Annotated in this window: 21 protein-coding genes; 10 read left to right on the top strand and 11 right to left on the bottom strand. The window is 40.4% G+C overall.

Annotation, left to right across the window (positions count from 1 at the left end):
- Window positions 1–4: 4 nt before the first annotated feature.
- Window positions 5–691: a tRNA (guanosine(18)-2'-O)-methyltransferase TrmH gene (gene trmH, locus H5187_RS07655; protein ID WP_182732244.1), complete on the bottom strand. Its 687-nt coding sequence runs from the start codon at window positions 689–691 to the stop codon at window positions 5–7.
- 54 nt (window positions 692–745) lie between these two features.
- Window positions 746–1,204, bottom strand: a complete 459-nt coding sequence (gene asnC, locus H5187_RS07650) for a transcriptional regulator AsnC (protein WP_145237092.1) — start codon at window positions 1,202–1,204, stop codon at window positions 746–748.
- A gap of 198 nt (window positions 1,205–1,402) precedes the next feature.
- Here asnC and asnA point away from each other — a divergent pair, with 198 nt between their 5' ends.
- Window positions 1,403–2,398, top strand: a complete 996-nt coding sequence (gene asnA, locus H5187_RS07645; protein ID WP_145237095.1) for an aspartate--ammonia ligase — start codon at window positions 1,403–1,405, stop codon at window positions 2,396–2,398.
- Window positions 2,399–2,449: 51 nt separating this feature from the next.
- Here the strand turns inward: asnA and H5187_RS07640 are convergent, their stop codons facing one another.
- The 5 genes from H5187_RS07640 to gmk all read right to left on the bottom strand — a co-directional run bounded on the left by H5187_RS07640 (window position 2,450) and on the right by gmk (window position 7,860).
- Complete coding sequence (locus H5187_RS07640; protein WP_149980653.1) at window positions 2,450–4,054, bottom strand: DUF342 domain-containing protein; 1,605 nt, start codon at window positions 4,052–4,054, stop codon at window positions 2,450–2,452.
- 153 nt (window positions 4,055–4,207) lie between these two features.
- Entirely contained in the window at window positions 4,208–4,600 is a 393-nt protein-coding gene (locus H5187_RS07635; protein WP_145237101.1) for a RidA family protein, read from the bottom strand.
- Window positions 4,601–4,612: 12 nt separating this feature from the next.
- Window positions 4,613–6,718, bottom strand: a complete 2,106-nt coding sequence (spoT, locus tag H5187_RS07630) for a bifunctional GTP diphosphokinase/guanosine-3',5'-bis pyrophosphate 3'-pyrophosphohydrolase (RefSeq protein WP_182797700.1) — start codon at window positions 6,716–6,718, stop codon at window positions 4,613–4,615.
- Window positions 6,719–6,846: 128 nt separating this feature from the next.
- A complete protein-coding gene (gene rpoZ / locus H5187_RS07625) occupies window positions 6,847–7,122 on the bottom strand; it encodes a DNA-directed RNA polymerase subunit omega (RefSeq protein WP_064667923.1) in 276 nt (91 codons plus the stop codon).
- Window positions 7,123–7,239: 117 nt separating this feature from the next.
- Entirely contained in the window at window positions 7,240–7,860 is a 621-nt protein-coding gene (gene gmk / locus H5187_RS07620; RefSeq protein WP_182797699.1) for a guanylate kinase, read from the bottom strand.
- Window positions 7,861–8,732: 872 nt separating this feature from the next.
- On the opposite strand from gmk, the gene H5187_RS07615 reads away from it, so the two are divergent.
- The 3 genes from H5187_RS07615 to H5187_RS07605 all read left to right on the top strand — a co-directional run bounded on the left by H5187_RS07615 (window position 8,733) and on the right by H5187_RS07605 (window position 14,349).
- Window positions 8,733–9,542 carry a Hachiman antiphage defense system protein HamA gene (locus H5187_RS07615; RefSeq protein WP_182797698.1) on the top strand — a complete coding sequence of 270 codons (810 nt, stop codon included), beginning with the start codon at window positions 8,733–8,735 and terminating at the stop codon, window positions 9,540–9,542.
- Window positions 9,532–12,648: a DEAD/DEAH box helicase gene (locus tag H5187_RS07610; protein ID WP_182797697.1), complete on the top strand. Its 3,117-nt coding sequence runs from the start codon at window positions 9,532–9,534 to the stop codon at window positions 12,646–12,648. Before H5187_RS07615 ends, H5187_RS07610 begins: the two co-directional genes overlap by 11 nt.
- An 834-nt stretch (window positions 12,649–13,482) precedes the next feature.
- A complete protein-coding gene (locus H5187_RS07605) occupies window positions 13,483–14,349 on the top strand; it encodes a phage integrase N-terminal domain-containing protein (RefSeq protein ID WP_182797696.1) in 867 nt (288 codons plus the stop codon).
- A 69-nt stretch (window positions 14,350–14,418) separates the two neighbouring features.
- Here the strand turns inward: H5187_RS07605 and H5187_RS07600 are convergent, their stop codons facing one another.
- Window positions 14,419–14,568: a hypothetical protein gene (locus H5187_RS07600; protein ID WP_006793968.1), complete on the bottom strand. Its 150-nt coding sequence runs from the start codon at window positions 14,566–14,568 to the stop codon at window positions 14,419–14,421.
- A 286-nt stretch (window positions 14,569–14,854) separates the two neighbouring features.
- Between H5187_RS07600 and H5187_RS07595 the strand changes: the two genes are divergently transcribed.
- The 4 genes from H5187_RS07595 to H5187_RS07580 all read left to right on the top strand — a co-directional run bounded on the left by H5187_RS07595 (window position 14,855) and on the right by H5187_RS07580 (window position 18,138).
- A complete protein-coding gene (locus H5187_RS07595) occupies window positions 14,855–15,055 on the top strand; it encodes a hypothetical protein (RefSeq protein ID WP_006793966.1) in 201 nt (66 codons plus the stop codon).
- A gap of 29 nt (window positions 15,056–15,084) precedes the next feature.
- Window positions 15,085–15,447 (top strand): hypothetical protein, encoded by a 363-nt coding sequence (locus tag H5187_RS07590; RefSeq protein WP_259401718.1) that lies wholly within the window; start codon window positions 15,085–15,087, stop codon window positions 15,445–15,447.
- A gap of 477 nt (window positions 15,448–15,924) precedes the next feature.
- Window positions 15,925–17,595 carry a DUF927 domain-containing protein gene (locus H5187_RS07585; RefSeq protein ID WP_182797695.1) on the top strand — a complete coding sequence of 557 codons (1,671 nt, stop codon included), beginning with the start codon at window positions 15,925–15,927 and terminating at the stop codon, window positions 17,593–17,595.
- A gap of 306 nt (window positions 17,596–17,901) precedes the next feature.
- Entirely contained in the window at window positions 17,902–18,138 is a 237-nt protein-coding gene (locus H5187_RS07580; protein WP_182797694.1) for an AlpA family transcriptional regulator, read from the top strand.
- On the opposite strand, the gene H5187_RS07575 is transcribed toward H5187_RS07580, so the two are convergent.
- The 3 genes from H5187_RS07575 to H5187_RS07565 form a co-directional block, all read right to left on the bottom strand.
- Window positions 18,130–19,080 (bottom strand): Abi family protein, encoded by a 951-nt coding sequence (locus H5187_RS07575; protein WP_182797693.1) that lies wholly within the window; start codon window positions 19,078–19,080, stop codon window positions 18,130–18,132. The genes H5187_RS07580 and H5187_RS07575 overlap by 9 nt on opposite strands.
- Window positions 19,081–19,312: 232 nt before the next feature.
- Window positions 19,313–20,524 carry a site-specific integrase gene (locus H5187_RS07570; RefSeq protein ID WP_182797692.1) on the bottom strand — a complete coding sequence of 404 codons (1,212 nt, stop codon included), beginning with the start codon at window positions 20,522–20,524 and terminating at the stop codon, window positions 19,313–19,315.
- 174 nt (window positions 20,525–20,698) lie between these two features.
- On the bottom strand, window positions 20,699–21,559 hold the full coding sequence (locus tag H5187_RS07565; protein ID WP_145237110.1) for a YicC/YloC family endoribonuclease: 861 nt from the start codon (window positions 21,557–21,559) through the stop codon (window positions 20,699–20,701).
- A gap of 178 nt (window positions 21,560–21,737) precedes the next feature.
- Here H5187_RS07565 and rph point away from each other — a divergent pair, with 178 nt between their 5' ends.
- Together rph and pyrE are read left to right on the top strand one after the other, a co-directional pair.
- Window positions 21,738–22,451: a ribonuclease PH gene (gene rph, locus H5187_RS07560; RefSeq protein ID WP_145237114.1), complete on the top strand. Its 714-nt coding sequence runs from the start codon at window positions 21,738–21,740 to the stop codon at window positions 22,449–22,451.
- 20 nt (window positions 22,452–22,471) lie between these two features.
- Window positions 22,472–23,116, top strand: coding sequence for an orotate phosphoribosyltransferase (gene pyrE / locus H5187_RS07555; protein WP_182739715.1), 645 nt, complete (start codon window positions 22,472–22,474; stop codon window positions 23,114–23,116).
- Window positions 23,117–23,368: the final 252 nt, after the last annotated feature.

Below are 23,368 nucleotides of genomic sequence, written 5' to 3'. Positions count from 1 at the left end.
GTCATCAAGCATGTTTTAATTTGTGCCAAAACTCATCATCAGCGATGATTTCACCATTTTCATCGAGGGCTGGATAGGGTTGCGATTTTTCTTTGCATTTTTGTGCAATGATTGGATGGCAACCTTCAAATAACATCTTATGTTTTATGCTCTCATCCAGCATAGTGCGCTCATATAAGCCGGCTTGCAGGCGTTGGTTTTGTGCCTCAAATAATATCAGTGCAGCGGCCACAGACACATTCAGAGACTGCGCCATACCTTGCATTGGAATAATAATGTTTTTATCTGCGTGGGCAAGCGCTTGTGGAGAGATCCCGGTTTTTTCTTGGCCGACAATAATGGCTGTTGGCAGAGTATAATCAATCTCACGGTAGTCAACAGCATCAGGGCATAAGTTAGTAGCGAGTATTTGTACTTGCGGATTATGCAGGCGCATCATAGCCACAGCGCTGTCGATATCTTTATGTAAGTGAGTTGCGATCCAATTTTTACTGCCCCCAGAGGTATTATTGGTGAGCCATTTTTGGTTTTGTGGCCATACTGCATGAACATTATGGCAACCCACAGCATCAGCGCTGCGAACAATTGCAGACAAGTTATGGTGTTTGTGCACATCTTCTAAGCACACGGTTAAATCGGTTTGACGACGATCTAGTACGTGTTTAATGCGATGATAGCGGGTGTTTTCCATTTTTAGCCTTGTCTGAACTCATAAAATTGCCGCTATTATACGGGAATTAACGTCTTAAGGCATTACTGAGCGGCTAATTGGGTTTTGCAGTGATATTAGCGTTTCGGTTGACTGAATAGCTTCGATAGCTTGAATCTTATTGATCAATACATCTTGTAAATGATCAATTGAACGGGTCATTACCTTAATAAAAATACTGTAGTTACCGGTTGTGTAATAAGCCTCAACGACTTCTTCAAGTTCCTTTAGATGCAATAAGGTTTGTGGGTAGTCTCGAGCATTATTGAGGTTGATGCCAATAAAACAACATACATCGTAGCCTAACTGCTTGGCATTGACGCTAACTTGGGTGCCTGTAATGATCCCGGCTTGTTTCATTTTTTCAATCCGTACATGAATTGTACCTGCGCTAACGGCGAACCGTTTGGCTAATTCTGCATAGGCTGTGCGGGCATTATCCATTAATGCGTGGAGGATCTGTTTATCAAGATTATCGATTTGATAATTTTCCATATAAATATCATCTTTAAATTGTTGAATCATCATTTTTTATACCACTAAATTAATCAAATTAATATGGTAAAGGTGTTTTTGTTATTGGTTATTGAATTAAAGTGCAAAATGATTGAGGATTGCTTTAACGACATGGTTGCTCATAGTGCAATCATGCATTTATGCAAGTAACAATAACTGGGAATGAGGCCAATTATTATGAGTTCACACTTTGTCCAGCAACAGCTGCAAATTAGTAAAGTTAAACAGTATTTTTCACACCAGCTAGAACAACAGCTAGGGTTAATTGAAGTACAAGCGCCTATTTTGGCTAAAGTAGGCGATGGTATCCAAGATAACCTAAGTGGCACTGAAAATGCGGTTGCGGTAAAAGTTAAAACTATTCCAGCGAGTCAATTTGAAGTGGTTCACTCTTTGGCAAAATGGAAGCGAAAAACACTAGCTGAGCACGGCTTTGCAATTGGTGAAGGTTTATACACACATATGAAAGCGTTGCGCCCGGATGAAGAGTCATTAAGCCCCATCCATTCTGTTTATGTTGATCAGTGGGATTGGGAGAAAGTAATTTGTGCCAGTTCTGAGCGCTCTCTTGATAAGTTAAAAGAAACAGTACAAGCCTTGTATAAAGGCTTAAAAGCAACCGAGCAATTTGTTGCTGATGAATTTGGTATATCACCATTTTTACCCGCTGATATTACTTTTGTACACAGTGAACAGTTACGTCAAATGTACCCTGATTTTACCGCCAAGCAGCGCGAAAAAGCGATTACACAAGAATATGGTGCGGTGTTTTTGATAGGCATTGGTGGGGCATTAGCCGATGGTAAGATTCATGATGTACGCGCACCTGACTACGATGATTGGTCGACTCAGACTTGCGAGCAATACAGTGGCTTAAATGGTGATATTTTACTGTGGAACCCTGTGCTTGAAGATGCTTTTGAAATTTCATCAATGGGTATTCGCGTATCACCAGAAGCATTAGTTGCACAGCTTGCAATTACCGGTGACCAAGCTCGTTTAGAATTTGATTGGCATAAGCAACTACTAGCTAAACAATTACCACAGACAATAGGTGGTGGCATTGGTCAATCTCGATTGGCGATGTTGTTATTACAAAAACCTCACATCGGTCAAGTACAAGTAAGTGTATGGCCGGAGGAGTTAAAACAACAAGTGGCTGGTATTTTATAACGTAGACGAGAGAATAGAGATTATCTGCTGTTAGTCTCTATCTGCTTGCGATCAACTGGTTTTAAATTCAATCTCTATTTTTCCTTCTTGCAGTTTTACGTTACAAGGAGGATAGCTGCGATTTGTTCTTAATACTTTATCGAAAATGTGGATTTCTACCCCAGAATGCAATTTTTTATTGACCGCTAAATTAGCATTATCAAGTAGTTCATATAGACTTTGTTCTAGCGTTGTTAGGCGTTTTTCTAGCTGCTCTGCTTGTTGGCAATAATGTTGCTGAGTAGCTCCTATTTTAGCGAGCAATAGTTTTTTCTTATCTAAATCTTTTACTAAATCGGCCTTTTCTAGCGTTGCTTGCAGGGTGTCTAATTGCTCATCGGTTTTAGCTAATTCTTTAAGGCATTCATCGGTTTCAGTAGTAACAGACTTTCCTGAGGCAACCATGTTTATGAGCATTTTAGCGCCAGATTCATTACCAATTTCACCAGCGATAATCATTCCGGCATCCAGGATCTCGCCACCAAATAACTTCCCTTGTGGATTGTCTGCTTGGCCTATCTGTAAAAGCTTAGTCGCTTTCATTGCGCAGTGGCTAGCTTGGCGCTCAATAAAAATATTATTACCTTCAAGGTAGCTATATTGGGAGTGAGATAAATGAATATCACCGTTACAAATAATTTTGCACGAAAGTGTTTTATCATCTAGCTGGTGGCCAATCACACCTTGTTTAATGGTGATATTACCTTGCGCTGTCAGCTCTCCGGATTCAACCGTGCCCATCACAGTTATATCGCCTTTCGCGGTTACTTTCATGCCAGGCTCTATATTATGAGTGACAATAATGCTGCCATCAAAGTTTATATGGCCGCTTTTAACTGTGACATCGCCAATCGTAAAAATATCATCAACGCGCATACCATTTTGTATTTCGACTGGTACGCCCGCAATACTTGAGATTAATTCAAGAGGATTAGTTTTTGATATTTCACTGCCCTCACCAGCAACTAGCGGGCTACTTTCTCCTGCTTTTGCCGGAAGGACATCGCCTTTTACGGTAAAACCTTCTTTACCAGGGGTTGCGGGTTGCTGTCGAACTAATAATGTACCGGGTTCAACACTTGCTAACTTGCCAAAGTCGCGCATATCGACAGTGCCATCTTCGCGCAGTTTCGGGGTATGCAAACGCTCTTTTAAAGTTAATACTTGAGGGAGTAATTTTGATGATTTGCCGTCTTCTGGTAAGCGACCTTTAGCGAGGATACCTTTAACGGTAGTGCCAGCGGGTAATTCAAATTGTTTTTGTAGCAGCTGCTCTAAAAATGCTTGTTTGTAGCCCCGAGCAACCCCAGCTTTGATCAGCTGCTGTTTCGCTTGATCAAGGGCCAAAACTTTGCCACCTTGTGCGAGTGTGAGTTCGCCTGTTGCTAACATTTTATCATCACTGAGTGTAACAGTTAGTGTGGCGTCATGCTTACTGGCAACCACTAAACTACGTTCGCTACTAGGCTCTTTAAAAAAAGCATTGATAGCATCATAGTCTATGCGACATTCACAGAATGTTGATTTTTCTAGAGCCTCAATAACAAAAGCGGCACTAGGCGGCGAATGTTCTATAACATCGAGTAGTACATTACCGTTATGAGCAAGCTTAAACACGGATCATCCTTTTACAACACTTAAGTTAAAGGTTTTTATAATTATATAAAGATAGAGTGCTAGAGATTTGAATAACTGTCAAGAAGATCGAGGAAAAGGGGACTGATGAGTTAATACACCTAAGTATAAATACTTAGGTGTATTGCTGTAAGCTTAATTTGTTGAAGGCAATTCCATAATACCGTCAATTTCAACTTGCACGTTTTTTGGTAATGCGCGCACGCCAATTGCTGCTCGGGCAGGATAAGGTGCTTTGAAGTATTGGCTCATTACTTCATTTACCGTCGCAAAGTTAGATAGATCAGTTAAATAGATATTAACTTTTACCAAGTCTTGGATGTTGCCACCGGCTTCTTCACATACCGCACTAATATTTTTAAATACTTGATGTGTTTGTTCTGCGAAATCTTCAGAGATCACTTCCATCGTTGCGGGAACTAATGGAATTTGACCCGATAAGTAAACTGCTGTACCAACTTTTACTGCTTGGCTATAAGTGCCGATGGCAGCAGGTGCTAGATCCGTAGAAATAAATGCTTTATTCATGATTTTCCTATATTATTTTTTACGATAGACTTTTTGCACATCAGGCATTACGCGAATGCGGCGCATGATATTAGCAACATGGACACGGTTTTTCACGGTGATCCCTAAATCTATCACGTATAAATTACTTTCTTTTTCATCTGTGGCTATTTCTATTATGTTTGCTTGAGTTGTAGCAATTACATTGGTTAATTTTGCAAGCGCACCTTGGTGGTTTATAATTTCCACACGCAGTGCTGCAATATATTCTTTTTCTGGATTATCATCCCATTTCACAACCAAGTATTTTGAGCGCTCATTTTCCCAGCCGCGAATATTTTTACATTCTTGGCGGTGAACCGTGATGCCTTTACCTTGGCTTATATGTGCGGTGATAGCATCCCCTGGCACTGGTCGACAACATTTAGAATAATTAACTAGCATGCCTTCAGTACCAATAATGGTCGCTTTAGCATTTTTAGTCATATCGCCTAAATCATCATTGTCATTTTGCAGTAAGCGGCGTGCGATCAGCATGCTCATTAAATTACCGCAGCCAATTTCAACTAATAGCTCTAATACAGTATTGAGTTCATGTTCTGCTAATACGCGACTAATATTTTCGTCAGGCAGATCATCGAACTTCGTTTCACCTAAAGCAGAGTCGAGTAAGCGACGGCCAAGTAATAAAGCTTCTTCATGATGTTGGCTCCTCAGGTAATTGCGAATTCCTAAACGTGCTTTACCGGTAACAATAAAGTTTAACCACGTTGCGTTAGGGTGCGCACCTGAGCTGGTAATCACTTCAACTGTTTGACCCGTATCTAATGCTTTACTTAACGGATGAGGTTTACGGTTAACGCGTGCACCCACACAGGTATTACCAACATCGGTATGGACCGCGTATGCAAAATCAACGGCGGTTGCACCCATAGGTAACTCGACTATGCGACCATCAGGAGTGAACACGTAAATTTCTTCTGGGAATAGCTCTGTTTTAACGTTTTCAACAAATTCAAATGATGAGCCTGCGCTTTGTTGTAATTCCAACAAACTTTGCATCCACTGACGTGCCCGTTGTTGTGCAGTGTGGCCTGCGTTATCACCGGATTTTTTATACATCCAATGAGCAGCAACTCCTTTATCTGCCATGTGATCCATATCGTGAGTACGGATCTGGATCTCAACAGGGATCCCATGAGGACCAACTAATGAGGTATGCAACGATTGATAACCATTAGTTTTAGGTACTGCTATATAATCTTTAAAGCGAGTTTCGATTGGTTTATATAAATTATGGGCAACGCCAAGTACCCGATAGCAGATATCCATTGAATCAACTGCAATTCTAAATGCGTAGATATCCATGACTTCATTAAACAGTAACTCTTTATTAAGCATTTTTTTATAAATACTATATAAATGTTTTTCGCGCCCAGAAACAGTGGCTGTAATGCCAGCTTCTTCAAGGCGTGCTGTTATCTCGGTTTGGATATTTGAAATGACTTCTTTGCGATTGCCGCGCGCTTTGGCAACTTCTGACTTTAAAGCGCGATGACGCATCGGGTAGAGGGCTTGAAAACCTAAATCCTCTAACTCATTTTTAATATCGTGAATACCTAAACGATTAGCAATCGGCGCATAAATCTCTAACGTTTCGCGGGCAATACGTCGACGTTTGTCAGGACGTAATGCTCCAAGAGTGCGCATATTATGAGTACGATCAGCAAGTTTGATTAAAATAACACGAATATCTTGTGTCATTGCCATAATCATTTTTCGATAGTTTTCAGCTTGGAATTCTTTTTTATCTTTAAAGCTGAGCTTATCAAGTTTGCTTACGCCCTCAACTAATTCTGCGACTGTCTCGCCAAAAATTTCGGCTAAATCTTGTTGGCTAAAGTCGGTGTCTTCAATCACATCATGCATTAATGCAGCCATTAACGTTTCGTGATCTAAATGCATACCAGCCAGAATTTGGCTTACTTCAACAGGGTGAGTAATGTAAGGTTCGCCACTTGAGCGAGTTTGACCCTCATGGGCCTCTCGGGCTACCACATAGGCTTTTTGTACCAGCTCTACATCAGCAGCAGGTAAGTATTCTGATATTTTCTTTTTTAGACCTTCAAAAAGATACATTCACACTCCAATGTTCTCGTGAAGCAAATAGGTAACGGTATGTTAAGAATATACGATGAAAAGAAGGGATTGCCAACGGCTAGAATAGAAATACTATACCGTTGGCTAAATCAGACAAGGAAGTCAGATTATTGGTTGCCGCCTACAATAGCTGCAACTGCAGCCATTTCAGCCGCCTCTTGATGTTGTTGCTCTTCACGATCAATAAGATCCATTGATGAGCTATCTACTAAACCAAGTTCAATTTCACGTAAAGCAACAACCGTTGGTTTATCGTTTTCAGGATCAACCAGTGGCTTTTTACCACCGACCGCGATTTGACGGGCACGACGGGCCGCAACTAAAATTAAATCAAAACGATTACCAATTGCATCTACTGCATCTTCAACAGTTACGCGAGCCATCTTAGCACTCCAAATAAATTTTTAAGCAAAGACGTAGTTTACTGCACCGAGTCAGATTCGCCAATAGCTTGTGGTTAATTTAAACAAATAAAATACTTACTGAACCCAAATTAGGATTTAACGCAGTAAGTCTACGAGTAAATCTTGATGGCGAATAGCTTGGCTTTGTAGCGATAAGCGTTTTGCCAATACGATCGTCTCAATTTCCTTCAGCGCAGTTGCAAAATCATCGTTAACCACGACATAGTCATATTCATTGTAATGAGACGTTTCAGATTGTGCTTTTGCCATGCGACCAGCAATGATTTCTTGTGAATCTTGGCCGCGATTATTTAAGCGCGCTTCAAGCTCAAATTTTGACGGTGGTAGGATAAAAATGGTTTCAACATCAGCGACCAGATCACGAACTTGACGTGCACCTTGCCAATCAATATCTAAAAATACATCAATACCTGCTGCAAGCTGCTCTTCAATTGCTTGCTTTGATGTACCGTAGTAATTATCGAACACTTGCGCCCATTCAAAAAAATCATTCTTTTCAATTAATGATTTGAATTCATCAACATTTACAAAGTGGTAATGCACGCCATTTGCTTCGCCCGGACGAGGCGAGCGAGTAGTATGCGATACAGATACTTTCATATCATTATACTTAGTTAACAATGCATTGATTAAGCTGGATTTACCCGCACCAGATGGTGCCGATAAAATAAATAAGTTTCCGCGAGTTTGCGTCATTACTTTGCTCTCTACTAAAAATAAATAGGCTTGAGTTACAAGTAACTCAAGCCTTAGATAACACCATTATACTTTAATAACCAAACACTGCTCAAGTTGAGCCAAGAAACACTTACTCAATATTCTGGATCTGTTTATCGATAAAATTTAAATGGAGTCAGGATTATCAGAGTCTGCAAGCTGTTTTTGACCCGTTTAAAAATCCTTATACTCACCAGTGTACTCACCATAAAGAAATCGAAAAAAATTTATGAAAAAAATTAAAAAATGCTCAATTTTTAACTGGGAAAGTTGGGATATGGGAGACATAGCTAACTATCTGTATCAATACAAACACAAAATAGTGAGTTCAAAGAGACATTCACAGACAACAAGCAACCATCACGAGTGATCCAAAATTGTAACTCACTGTCTGCTTTAACCAGGTAACATTTATCGCTAGACCGAATGTGTTTAAGAGTAGTACGTTCAATAGGTTTTGCCGATTTTGAACAGCAAACTCTACTTTTTTAGCCCTGTTTACAAAGTCTATAGATTTCATATAAGCCCCTTTCGCTATGAGGTTGGTAAGTTTTAGGCGCTTGCCGCCTAAAGGCGCGCCATACCTCATGGCCAACATGGACTACGTAGAGAAAAGCCAGTCAAGCTAGAAATCGCCCGAAGGGTTGCGAAGCAAGGGGGCCCCACTTGTGGGGTTCCGATTTATGGCTTGATGGGGTTTGAACGGAGTGGTTTAGGGCTTTGAATTTAATTATGTCATTTCAGCTTAAAAAATTGCTTCTTAACTATCGGGTGTTACTCTAATGACAGTTAACATAATGAGCTATTTCAAAAGGCTTATGGATATATAAGAGCATTATTAGGAAGTAAAAATGCCATGGACAAATGAGCATATTCAGTGGCTCCAAGACACTGGTCAAACACTGACACTTCAGTGTGGCAAACAAGCAAAAGTTTATCGATTTCATCATGATGTTAATGACCAAGTGAAAATGGCCGCTTGGGCAAAGCATTATAGAAACCATTACTGTAGTGATGCTCAGATCGACATGCTAAAAGCTCCCGGACAGTCTCGCACTGAATACCTGCTAGAAATGAAGTTTCCCAATCAAACAGTAGCACCTGGTCCGAGTATTCGAGCGGGGGATTTTGCCGAAATTCTCGTCGCAGATTATTTGACGTTTTTACATGGTTATAAAGTTCCGAGAACTCGATATGACCGTAAAGGTGTACCAAATGAATCGACCAAGGGATCTGATGTTCTAGCCTTTAAACAGGTTGATGGAAAGCCGAGCGATGACGAGCTCCTAGTTTATGAAGTCAAAGCTAAATTAAGTTCAGGCGCTAAGTCTATGCTTCAAGAAGCGGTTGACCATTCTGCAAAGGACCATTTGCGTTTAGCTGAGTCACTAAATGGTATTAAGCAGCGGATGATAGACCGTAATGAGCCTGATGGTGTAGGGATGATAAATCGATTTCAGGATTCAGTTAACCAACCGTATAGACTAAGATTTGGTGCAGCAGCAGTGTGTTCCGATAGTGCATATGATGGCACTTTACTTGCGAGTGCTGATACATCACAACATCCGCACTCGGGTGATCTTGAATTGCTAGCGATTCAAGGTCATGAATTGATGTCGTTAGCCCACGCACTTTATGAGAGGGCTGCCCATGAAGTTTGAAAATAAATCCCTCAAGCTTTTATCGATAACTAAATCGAAAGCCAAAATGTACGAATTTGGTTTGGATGAAGAACATCATATTCATCTACTAGAGTCACCAAATGAATTGCTTCTTATGACTATCGCAATACTTGGTGACTTATGCCGGGAAGAGTTGTCTGAAGAGGTTAATCCTGAATATATTGAGCAACGTCGGCTAGAGCTAAGAAGCGCAGCTAGATACTTTGATGCGCTTGTAGGGTCAAAGTTGCAATCAAACTATGATTATTACCTGTGCTTGCTGGGGTCTGCATCCTATTACTTAGCAGATATGCCTGGTAGTGCAGCAGTATTAGCGGAAAAAACTCGGCAAAGAGAGCTCCTTACTGAATCGGGACTAGAAAACATCTTAAGTTGGTTGTTACTTGGGCAGAAAGGGCCTCAATTGTATGGAGAGGGGGCCCCAATTCAGGAGGTCATTCAAAGCTTCTACACTGCTATGGCAATGTACATAAGCGGTAAGGCATCGGCACCTAAATTAAACGAATATCAAGTTGTCATTCGCCGATTAGTGAGTGAAATAAGGACATTTTTCCATTCAAATGGCACAGATCGAGAGTTACTCATAGCGGATATCATCGCTTCGATAGTAATGAGGAAACTAAATAATTCATCGATTAATTTACTACCGGCCTATTCTGACCTACCGTTAAAACAATGGTTAACAGCCCTTTCCAAAGAGACCTTTATAAATGAGTTATGGCCTGCGCAACGCTTACTAGGTGAAGCCGGGGTGTTCAAAGGAACATCTGCTGTAGTGCAACTACCAACAAGTGCTGGGAAGACTAAATCAGCTGAATTGGTTATTCGCTCTGCTTTTTTATCAGAACGAGCATCGACAGCCATTATTATCGCTCCTTTTAGATCGTTGTGTAGAGAAATTACTGACTCGCTGAACGCAGCGTTTAAAGACGAGGAAGTGTTAGTTAACCAGCTAAACGATGTTCCGCAGATAGATGAATTTGATATTGCCCTATTTTCTCAACTATTTGAAACTAATGAAGCGATAACTCCTTCACCTTCTATTGTTGTTGCTACCCCGGAAAAGCTAGTTTATTTGCTTCGCCATAAGCCTGAATTGGCAGAGGCTATCTCACTGGTTATTTACGACGAAGGACATCAATTTGATACAGGCTCTCGAGGAGTAACTTATGAACTTCTTCTGACGAGCCTGAAGCAAAAACTGCGGTCTGATACGCAGCACCTACTTATTTCAGCAGTACTATCTAATGCAGCGTCAATAGGTGACTGGTTATATGCTGGCGAAGGTGAGGTGGTTAATGGTGCAGAATGTTTATCAACTGAGCGCAGTGTAGCGTTTAGTAGCTGGCGAACTGGGCTTGGCCAATTTCACTACGTTGAGCCGCTGAACCCTAATTCAGAAGAGTTCTTCGTCCCTAGAGTATTAGCATCATTACCCATACCCTTACAGGGGAATGAGACTGTTCAGAGATTTTTCCCACCGAGAGATGATAAATCATTAGTTGCAGCTTACCTTGGAATTAAACTGTCACAACATGGACCAGTAGCTGTATTTTGTGGGCAAAAAAGTTCCGTTATTAAAATATGTCGTGAGGTAATTAAACCTCTCGATAGAGTTGAGGAGCTTCGTGCTCCAATAGTTAATAGCAATCGGAAAGAAATTGAAAAAATAGGACACTTGGCAAAGCTGCATCTGGGCGCCTCGTCTGTAATAACCAAAGCGATTCAGCAAGGCATACTTCCTCACAGTTCCAATATCCCAAACGGTTTGCGTATTTCAGTTGAGTCCGCCATGGATAAAGGATTTGGTCAATGTGTTATTTGTACGTCAACCTTAGCTCAAGGTGTAAACCTGCCAATTAAATACTTGGTAGTGTCGGGGGTTTTTCAAGGGGAAAAGCTCATTTCAACGCGCGATTTTCACAATCTTTTAGGTAGAGCTGGAAGAGCCGGGAAACATACAGAGGGAAGTATTATTTTTGCGGATACGGAACTATTTGATCAAAGGCGAACTAGAAAAAGACGGCAGTGGGACCAGGTTGGTGCGTTGCTGGACCCTACAAAATCAGAGCACTGTACTAGTAGCCTTTTGACCTTAGTACAGCCATTTCACGATGACCCTTATAATGTTGATCCAATTAAATTTTTGGAGTCACCTGAAAAGTACAAACAGCTTTGCTTAAAGGGCGCAACCCAGCAAAATTTAGATATATCTTCCTTAATAAAGCAAATGGAGTATCGGCTTGGTTTCATCAAGAGTTTAGAGAGTTTCCTGTTGGCAAATAGCAGTGATGACACTCTTACTGAAGAAGCGCTGGCCGAGCTTTCGACTGATACTTTTGCCTATTCACTTGCAAACAATGATGAAAAGAAAAGATTAAAAACGGTATTTACTATTGTTGCAGAGCGAGTCCGCGATATAGCCCCAGAGAAACGTGCTTTTTATGGGAAAGCTCTTTTAGGTATTAAAGAGCTTGAAAAGCTAGAAACATGGTTAAATGAAAATATTGAGGTTCTGGAGGAAGAGCATTCACTAGAAAAATTATTAGAAATTATTTGGCCGGTTATTGAAGATTTAGGGATGGATAACAATCTAGGCAAGCTTTTAGGTGAAGGGGCAGGGCTTTTTATCGCACGTCTATGGTGCTCTGGAATCTCTTACCAAGAAATACTGCGTCAGTCAGTACAAAATGGCTTTAAGTTTAAAGCGAATACACAACAGCGAAGACTAAAAATGGAAAATATCATAGAGATATGTGACAGCTGTTTAGGATATGACGCGATGTTATTAGTTGGTGCTTGCGCGGATTTGCTAGAAAGCATTTATGCAATTCCTGATACTTCAGATTCATTTAGGAGGTTGCAAGCTTCATTAAGAGTTGGCTTAGATGATGAGTTAGAGAAATGGCTTTATTCAAAGGGATTAGCTGATCGTATCATTGCCAGAGATATTGGTAATATAATTCGCAATACTGAGCAATCAATTGAATCTTTTGATACATCAGTGTTCGAAAAATTTAGAGATAGGATTTCTGAAAGGTTAAATCACTACCCATCGGTGTTTCATGATGCTGTATATGGTTAATAGATTACAGGTTTTAAAAAGCAGCTGCACACCTTTGTCGCCTTGACAGTATCTAAGGCCGCGTACCTATCTAGATACGACTATCCTTTGAGACGGTAGATGCTAAAAACCCTAAAAGCATCTACTAGGATTGTTCACCTCTTGGGCAACGCCCGGTTGTACCAATAGCCATACGGCCACCTAGGTAGAGGTCGTCTGTAAAGTAGACGGGGCTGGTGTGCAGCCACTAATTTGAACTATAACTGACCTTCCTACATTGTGCGTCAGAAAAACACCCCTAAGTTTTCCCCGGTTTTTTTAAGGCGGATTGGCAACGAGTCGTCCCTACTCGAAAGAGGTAGGGACGACTCGCAGAGTCGCCCATCGAGGCCACTGCTCATGATGCCTCGATACCCAATCCGCCTTGAAAAATTGCAGGGCCAGAAGAGGGATGGAGATTTGAGCGCTTCAAAAAAATGTTGCAATCTCTGATCACTGTGATAATTTTAATTATGAACTAGCTCGAAATGAGCACAAAGAAAAAGGGCGTATTCACTGCCCGCAACACGTTCCTGAGGAGCTGCATTCGCAGCATTATGGGTCACACGACCACCCCACTATAAACAACACAAATATAAACCACAGTAGTTCGCGCTGTATTTCAGCAGAAATCACACGGCTCAGCTTTGTTGCTTTAGACCAGTTAGCCTTTATGCCTTATGACAATATGCTCGGTTACGCACCGTTCATATGGCTTTAAAACTTACCTATTTTGGCATTTCGCCCCCTGGTCTTCGGTTTGGTGTTTTTCTCAATACTTTCAAAATTACTTTTTAAATTAATGAGGAACATGAAATGAGCCAATTAGGATATCGACTTCATCAAATGGTGAACGTCACACACCGAGAAAGTAGCTTTAGCACTAGAGCTACAAGAAGCAAAGTTTTAAACCTTGCAGCAGCACAGCTACTTAGCCATGGTTATAGATTAAGAGATCCATCAGGTCTAAAAACCAAACATATCAATCACCTTGTAACGCGTTGGCAAGATGAAGGTTTAGCACCAAAAACGATTAAAAACAGAATGGCCGCCTTGCGTTGGATTGCCGAAAAAATAGGTAAACCTAATATCTGTTCACGTAGTAATGATGATTACGGCATTCCAAGAGTTCGCAACAATCCCATTGGCAAGTCAAAAACGTTAGACATGGATAAGCATGCCAAGATCAAAAGTGACCTAATCAAGCTTTCCCTGCGTTTGCAGCAAGAGTTTGGGCTTAGAAAAGAGGAGTGTATGAAATTCAGCTTATCCTATGCTTTGATAGATGCTAACACTCTGCAAATAAAAGGCTCATGGGCTAAGGGTGGCAAATACCGCAAAATTCCGATCTTAAAAGAATCTCAACGACAGCTCATACGTGATATTGGTGCCGTTACTAAAGGCGCACTTATCGAACCTGACAAAAACTATAAGTCACAAATGGAACAGTACGACCGCGAAACAATTCGAGTTGGATTAAATAAAAATCACGGATTACGTCACCATTACGCAAGGGAACGTTATTTAGAGCTTACAGGTTGGAAATGCCCTGCCGACGGTGGCCCGCATAGAAAAGAGCTATCTCCCACTGATTATGAGCATGATACCAAAGTCCGTGAGCAAATTAGCCAAGAGTTAGGTCATGAACGTTTGAAGATAACCTATGCTTACTTGGGCAGTTAAAATTAGGCATGCCTAATTTTGAATGGGCGAATACACTAACATCGCCCTAGTTTATTGATCTACTAACCCTCAGTTTTTACATCCGTTTTTATCGCAGTTGATTTTAGAGTGGGAGTCTACCCAGTGGGTAGCTTCCTTTTTAGTATCAAAACCACATCCTGTTGTTCCACCTTTACTTCCTTTATGAACAATTCCAGTTGGCACATGTTTAACAGCCATAATTCTACTCCATCAGATTGATTTAAAAATTAACGCTTATAAGTTAAGCATTAATAGGATGGCAATAATCGAGTGAAAAGCTAGTTATTTATTCTTATTTTTTGAGAATAATAAAAGTATATATTTTGAATAATTTACTATAACCACATGAAAGTTATTGTTTTTAGTGTTTCAAATTTTAACGTGTGAGACATCTTCTATATTGATTTAAAAGGATTTATTGGCTTAACTAAAAGCAAGCTCAATTATCGTTCGAATTAGGCATGCCTAATTTTAGGAGTATCGTATGTGGAAAAAAGCATTAAAAGTAACAGGTTTGGTAGCACTAGGTGTTGTTGATGTTTTGCTATCAGTTTCTGAAGAAAATGACCAGTTAGATGAATTGGATGATGGTATGGGTAATATTATCGCTGATGGTGAAGAGATGACTCGCGCAGAAGCTGAAGACGTTAAAGCTCGTGGCGAGCTCTACGATACTTATCTATAAATTAGGCATGCCTAATTTTGAAGGAAGAAATGATGACGAGTAAAGAGCTATCGCCTTTTAAGCCTGTATACGATGAGCTCAAGATTCGCTTAGCTGGTATCGAGGCCGATTGTGAACCATTAGGTTTAGAGATTAATCTTCGCAATGAAACGGAAGAAGAGATGTTCATTGATTTAACCACACAAAAAGCATTTGCATTTGATGTTATGAATGAACATGGCGATATTTGGGATATTCGACTAGAACCCTTTTCAAACTTTAAAAGGCGTAGCGCTCAAGTTTTCTTCCCTTTCACAGGTCTTAACCCAACTAAACGGTTGAAAATTAGTAACTGGATTTTAGAGCTTTGCAATTGGGAAGGTAATATCTATTTAGGTAATACAAGACATTAAGGTGTACTTATGACTGATTATGAATGGTTTCAAATGTGGGTGTTAATGGTGCTGGCTATTCGCGCTACTCGGCACTACGACAAACTGAAACATGATCTATTTGAAGCAATTAAAGAGGGGAGAATATAGTTATGGCTCCGTTGCTTACAGGATGCGCCATGGTTCTGGCGTTGGTGATATTTTTTGCTGTTCTATTCCATTTAAATCGCGACAATCTCAATAAATTCGACTGATATCCAATATCTCTAGCGAAAAAATTAGGCATGCTAATTCTTGGCACCCAAAAACATCTGTTTTCTCCTACTTTACGTTAAAATTAAATCCCTGAAATGGGTAAATATTGGCGTTTTTTTAACGCTTAGAAAAACCCCTCGAAAGTAAGGGGGGTTTTTCCGATCCAACCTGTCTCAAACCGTGTCAACCTAACTCTCAATGATTCAAGTAATAAAAATGCGTTGATTTTGAGAGGTAAAACTTATGCTAAAGGCAAAACCCGATGGTATCTACTCCCTTAACAAAGATGGTGAAGAAAGAAAAATATCTGGGCCAATAGAGGTTAAAGCGATTGTCTCTTCCCATGATAAGAGAGATGACTTCGGACGGTTATTAGAGTGGAAAAACTACTTTGGTTTACCAATTCGAGAAGTACTGCCAATGGGAGAAGTTGATGACAATTTTGCAAAAAAATTTAAAAAGAGGCTGCTTCGGTCTGGTTTTCACATCACGCCAGGAAAATACTCGTGGGAATCTCTTTTAGCCTACCTAATCGAAACTCCATGTAATCTGCATGCTTACAGCTCAAGGCAAAGTGGTTGGGTTGATAGGCAATTTGTGACGCCGGATTGGAGTATTGGCCAGTACGATACACCAGCAGTTTATGTTGGTGATTTTGCAGGTGATAGCTTAGTTGAATCCGGCTCATTGTTGGATTGGCAGCAAAATATTGGAAAGTATTGCCGAGGTAATCCAATCATGATTCTTGCTGTATGTACTGCACTTGCGGCTCCTATTATTGGGTGGACTGATTTAGAGAGCTTTGGAATACAAATCGTCGGAAGTTCAAAATCAGGCAAGTCTACGGTGATGAAAGTGGCTGCCAGTATCTATTCAGATCAAACCTATTGGGAGACCTGGAGCTCTACTTCTAACGGTATTGAGTCTATCGCTCGTGCACGTAATAACATGCTACTTTGTCTCGATGAATTTAAGCAGTGCCCCGCACAAGAGATAGGTCAGTTAATTTACCACTTGTGTAATGGCGTATCAAAACTAAGAAGCCAGCAAGATGGCGCCCTAGATAAGCGTTATCGTTGGCGCACAATCTTTCTTAGTACCGGGGAGCTTACCCTTGAAGAGCTTTTGTTAGGCATTAATCAAAGTGTTAGTGCAGGGCAATCAGTCCGGTTAATAGAGGTTCCAGTATTTAGCAAATACGATGCTTTTGAAAATACTCATGAATTTACTTCGGCTAAAGAGTTTGCAGAGTACTTATCAGCTAGCATAGGTAAATACCATGGTACTTTCATTAAATCGTGGGTGGAAGCTCTCTCAAATTTTGATTGCCCAAACAATGAGGTTATTAAAGAGTACAAAGATATTCGGGAGCAGTGGCCTTGGGCAAAAAACATTGAGAGTCAAGCTAATAACGTTTTAGATAAATTTGCGCTGCTAGCTGCCGCGGGGGAAATTGCTATTAATTTAGGGTTGTTGCCGTGGCACTTGGGTGAAGCTAAAGATGCATTAGAACAAGTAGCAACAATTTGGCTAGATGACCGAAATAGCACTGAAAATTCAGAAAGTAAGAAAATTATTAAGAAGCTAATCAAGCTAATCAATAAGTGGCGGCATAGCCTGAGTCCTCGGGGGGAATCACATAACGGGAGCATTGGATTCTTCGAATCAGAGCCGGAACTGGCTTGGTACATCCCTCAGCAGTTATTCAAATCGGAAGTAATTGAGTCTGTTGCTCATGAATACAGTCAAACAGTCCATTACATGCTTCAAAAAGGTTGGGCCATTTCCAATGAGGGCACGCGACGCACATTTAAAATAGGAGGAGAGCGATTTATTAAGCTTTTTCCTGAGAAAATCTGTCGCGAATGCGGTGAAAGTGTGGAGCTATCCCATTTTTATCCAAATGATAACTGATTGAATAGTAATGTTAATCCCACTTTCCCAGTTTCCCATAGCGAGAATTACTAATGCTTACTGACCAACTATTTGACGAAATAAAATGCGTTATTGAAAACCAGCTATGTAAAGTAGCGCTCAACAGCAAAGAGTTTCTTACATTTGACGAGTGCGTCCAGTACACCGCACTGAGCCCTAATTTCTTGCGTCAACAAGTTAGAGAAGGGTTGCCCTACTACAAGCTTGGAGGCCGGCGAACCTTTTTCAAGAGAACAGAAGTTGATACTTGGATACTAAAGAATCGCGTGGAATTGGGGGATGAACATGAATAACGAGTTATTTGAAAAACGAGCGGGCATTTTAAAGCTTTATGGCGAAGAAGAGCGGCTGATAAGCGAGACTGAGCGCTGCCGCAGAACCGGCATAAGCCGCACTACTTGGTGGCGTATGCAAAAGGCGGGAGAAACCCCGCCAGCCTCCAGCGTTGGAAAGGGGAAAGCCCGCTGGCTATTGTCTGATATTTTGCTTTGGATTAATGGGAATAGATTTTCATCATTGTAATAATGGAGTGTTATAAGGAGCAATGATTGACGGAATAGCTCCGAATTTGACATAAAAGCGGCTATTGTCTTGATTGGCCTTTTGAACTAGTTCAATAAGGCCTTCCAAGTCTTCTATATCATATGTTTCAAACACATGAATATATCGATTAAACTCTTGTAAGTTTAGTACTTGTCTAACTCTCGACTCCAAACCAACATCGCGAACATATTTTTGAAACTTTGGCGATATCCAATATAAGAGCTCTAACATATTATCTAATTTTTCAGTAAGGGTTGCTATTGCATCCTCCGGGGAGTTCACATCACTAATGCGCCAAGCTGGTTCGTTATGGGAGATACGGTTCCTAAAACCTCTTACTTCCTCAATTCGCCTCCGTAACGCATCTCTTTGATGAAACATAGGATTGCTTTTCACCGTCACTCTAGGTAGCTTTCTAAAAGCTTTAGTCAATTTTGATGGCCATAGGTAGCTGTTATTCCCACCATCGTAAAAGCTTTTGTCTAAAATATATTCCCATGCTGAAAAGTCGGTCTTGGAAATGATTTGATCTAAGGTAACAGTTTCGGGGTTTCTACCTTTATCTTCTAAGGCTCTTTTGGCTTCTTTTTTTGCATTTTTGAGCTTTTCTTTAAACTTTTTAACTTGTTCAGGGTTGCACAAGTCTCCATGATCATTTTTTTCTTGAGTAAAAGGAATTGCTTCAAACCAGAACTGCCCGTCAGTTGTTATATTGTTTTTCGCTACTTCGTTGATTGCATTCCGTAGTGCAACTTCGATTAGTTGAATAAGTGGATAGAAAGAACCCACTAAAGTTAAATTCCAACTGTAAGCACCAAGAAGCTCCGCATCACTAGTTAACCCTAAAGAATTTTTATAACTTGAAAGCCTTGCTGAGCTAATTAACTTTTTGGGCTCAGTATAATCATAATCATGTGGCATATTGAGGATTCTTATCTATTTTTATATTTTTGGGCATACTATCAAGTTTTTACGAAAAAGACTTGTAGTACGAAATTATTTTGACACATGCGTCAAGATAATTTACTATTGTATTTAGCTAGTCGAATAGTTCTTCTCCCATCTTAGTAATGGTGCTAGTTCATCGACATAAAGCGTAAGATATTAGCCCCTGATAGCATTGCTATCGGGGGCTTTCCTTTTTGTAATATTTTTACAAAAAATAGCTCAATTTTTCTGATACTTTCATGTGAATTATCTTTCTCTCTTCAAAGAAGTCATGTTTGTTGTAAATTTCATCTAATTTACTGATTTGATGATTTAAGCAACGTTCTAAATGATCATCTTGAAACTTCATCCCGGCCGCGGTAGATCTGAAAGTGCGCCGAAGATCGTGAACTCTAAAATGTTCCAAGTCACCCATACGGTTTGGCGGTTGAACTTTTTTACTTTTATCTATTCCGAACAGTGAATTTATTGCGCTGTTGATAGTATCTGGGCCCATGTATGGTCTAGTGCTCTTGCGCCTAGCTGGAAATACATAATTTGACCCATGTGATCGAACTTTTAGTTCTCTAAGCCATCCTACAGCGAGTGGTGGTAAAGGAATCTTGATCGCTCTAAAGTTTTTCTTGGTACGTTCTTTGGGTAAATGCCAAACAGCGTTATCTAAATCGAACTCATGCCATGGAGCCTGAATTAATTCAGATTTACGTACTCCTAAAACCACCAACAAGCAGCAAGCCAGGTAGTTGTCGCGAGTAAAAGACTCGGGATATTTTCTGAATACGCTGAATGCTTGTTCCACTTCATCAATAGTTAATACTCTTTCCCGAGAGGATTCATGCCCTCCTGCATCTTTATAACTGAATGCAGATGCGGGATTGTTGAGTGTAATATTCAATTGGATAGCATGCTTAAAAAGGTTTTTAAGTAGATCGAGTACATCATTCGCCACTGTAGTTCGCCCACTGTCGGCAATGATATTTAGGATATCTCTAATGTGAAACGCATTAACCTGCTCAACTTTAAGGTGACCAATGAATTTGGCTACATTGTTGTCATATTTACTTTTCGGAATATCAGGCCTTTTTAATCGTTTGAGCAGCTTATTTTCATACATATCTTGAAATAGCTCGTTAAAAGTCATCCCGCTATGTTTTGACAGAGAGCTCAATGATAGTGGATCAATGCCTTCTCTGAGCATGGCTCTGATCGTTTCAGCCTCACCACGAGCTTCAGCCAGTGTCAGTTGTCCGAATTTACCCAGAGACTTTTCCCTCCTCTTTTCGTTAAAGGTATATCTTAGGGACCAATATGGTTCGCCACGTTTCGGAACCACGAAGGACAATCCATTGCCATCCGATGTTTTACTATGCTGACCTTTAGCAAGTGTGTTGACTTGTTTTACTGTTAAATTTGGCATTTTTTCACCTCATGTACTCACCAGTAGCTTGAGACTAGCAGTGAAAAATACTCACCACAATACTCACCAATTGGATGAAACAGAATGAAAAAGTACGGAACCATAAAAAACAAAACCCCGCTATAAGGCGAGGTTTTTCAATGAGTTGTGAATATTTTTGAGTGCTAGTGAACATTATTCAATATTCTGGATCTGCTCACGCATTTGCTCTATCAATACTTTAAGCTCAACCGCAGCATTGGTGATGTCGCTATTGATTGATTTAGAGGCGAGGGTGTTGGCTTCGCGGTTAAACTCTTGCATCATAAAATCTAAACGACGACCACAAGCGCCACCTTTTTTAAGGATTTTTTTAGTTTCTTTGACATGAGATTTTAAACGGTCTAGTTCTTCAGCTACGTCTTGTTTCTGTGCAAGGTAGATGAGCTCTTGCTCAAGGCGAGCTTCGTCAATATTTGCAGTTAAATCTTCTAATTTTTGTGCTAATTTTTCACGCTGCCATTTGGCAATTTCTGGCATGTGAGTTTCAACTATCGCTACTTGCTCTAAAATAGCATCAAGGCGAGTGGCTATCATCTCTTCAAGATTAGCGCCTTCATCACCACGTGCAGATTTAAAATCTTCAATCACTTGATCAAAACCAGCAATGAGTGCGGTGTTAACGCTATCCATATCTAGTTCTTCAGCTTCCATAACACCAGGCCAACGTAAGATGTCGACAGGATTAATATCGCCATTACTTTGTTGTTGCACCCATTTGGCGCTATTGATCAGTTGTGCAGCCAACGCCTCATTAATTGAAAGCTCACCAACATGGGCTGGGTTTGCCACAAACTTTAAGAACACTTCAACCTTGCCGCGTTGTAAATGTTTACGTAGGCGCTCACGGATCACCGGCTCCATGCCACGAAATTGCTCAGGTGCGCGAATAAAGGTTTCAAGGTAGCGTTGGTTAACTGAACGAACTTCCCACGTGCCAGTGCCCCAATCGCCTTTTATTTCGCGACGCGCGTAAGCAGTCATACTGTGGATCATGGATGGTTTCCTAGTTTTATTAAACAATATTAAAAGTGATTATACCGTAACACTGGTTAAGCTCTAGCGGAAATTTTTGTTGCTGCGAATTTTACAATTTGCTTTTGTTTAAATCAGCATGGCATCTACAGCTATATATACATATAATGTGGGAAATTCTGAATTAAGGGGATCGTGAATGCGTCCAAGCGAAAGAACACCTAACCAAATTAGACCGGTTACATTTACACGTAATTACACTTTGCATGCTGAAGGCTCTGTGTTGGTTGAGTTTGGTAACACAAAAGTACTTTGTACAGCCACTGTTGAATCAGGTGTACCGCGTTTTATGAAAGGCCAAGGTAAAGGCTGGATCACAGCTGAGTACGGTATGTTACCGCGCTCTACCCATACCCGAAATGGCCGTGAAGCGGCGCGTGGCAAGCAAAGCGGTCGTACTATGGAAATTCAACGTTTAATTGCACGCGCACTTCGTGCCGCAGTTGATTTAAAAGCGTTAGGCGAAAATACCATTACTATTGATTGTGATGTTATTCAAGCTGATGGCGGAACTCGTACTGCATCAATCAGTGGTGCTTGTGTTGCTCTAGTCGATGCGTTAACACATATGCGTAGCAAGGGTATGATCAATTCAAATCCTCTTAAATTTATGATTGCAGCTATTTCGGTAGGTATTTATAAAGGCCAAGCTATTAGCGATTTAGAATATTTAGAAGATTCTGACGCTGAAACAGATATGAACGTAATTTTGACCGAAACAGGTAAAATTATTGAAGTGCAGGGTACAGCCGAGGGCGAACCTTTCTCGTTTGATGAGCTTGATGAATTACTCACTCTTGCGAAGCATTCAATCCGCGAAATCATTGACGTTCAGAAGCAAGCATTAGCTTAATAAGTAATAGGTTTATAGTAATGAAAGATTATCAAATAGAGTTTATTGAATTCGCCTTAGAAAAACAGGTGTTAAAGTTTGGTGAGTTTACTTTAAAGTCTGGCCGTACTAGCCCTTACTTTTTTAATGCGGGTTTGTTTAATACAGGTCGTGACCTTGCACGTCTTGGTCGTTTTTATGCTGCCGCCCTTGAAGATGCAGGCATTGAATATGATGTTTTATTCGGTCCTGCTTATAAAGGTATTCCAATTGCAACAACTACCGCAGTAGCACTTGCAGATCATCACAATAAAGATGTGCCTTATTGCTTTAACCGTAAAGAGAAGAAAGCACACGGTGAAGGCGGCACATTAGTAGGCTCTGAGCTAAAAGGCAAAATCATGTTAGTAGATGACGTGATCACTGCTGGCACAGCTATTCGTGAGTCTATGGAAATCATTGCAGAAAATGGTGCGGATCTAAGTGGTGTACTAATAGCTCTTGATCGTCAAGAAAAAGGTAAAGCTGAGCTTTCTGCAATTCAAGAAGTAGAACGTGACTTTGCTACTAAAGTTGTTTCGATAGTAAAACTGGCCGATCTTATTAGTTATCTTGAAAGCAAAGGTACTATGAATGAGCACCTAGCATCTGTAAAAGCCTACCGAGAGCAATACGGTATTGCTTAACCTAAGTATACTTAAAGCTATTCAACAAAAGCCCGATGATTTTCATCGGGCTTTTGCGTTTTATAACCGTATAAAGTTATTTTGAAGTTAAAAAAGTATCTCTTTTGTAGGGTTTGGCTTAAATTTCGAACGAACAGCACTTTATTTCAAGTTTTCTTTAAAAAACGCTTGCGTAAAATTCGCCGCGCCCTATAATGCGACCCCACTGAGACGGCAGCAGGCAACGCTTAAGCTGCAAGAGTTAATCAGTTA

Source organism: Pseudoalteromonas sp. SG44-1 (assembly GCF_014164315.1).
GTDB lineage: Bacteria > Pseudomonadota > Gammaproteobacteria > Enterobacterales > Alteromonadaceae > Pseudoalteromonas > Pseudoalteromonas rhizosphaerae.
This window is presented reverse-complemented; position numbering and strand designations above follow the sequence as displayed.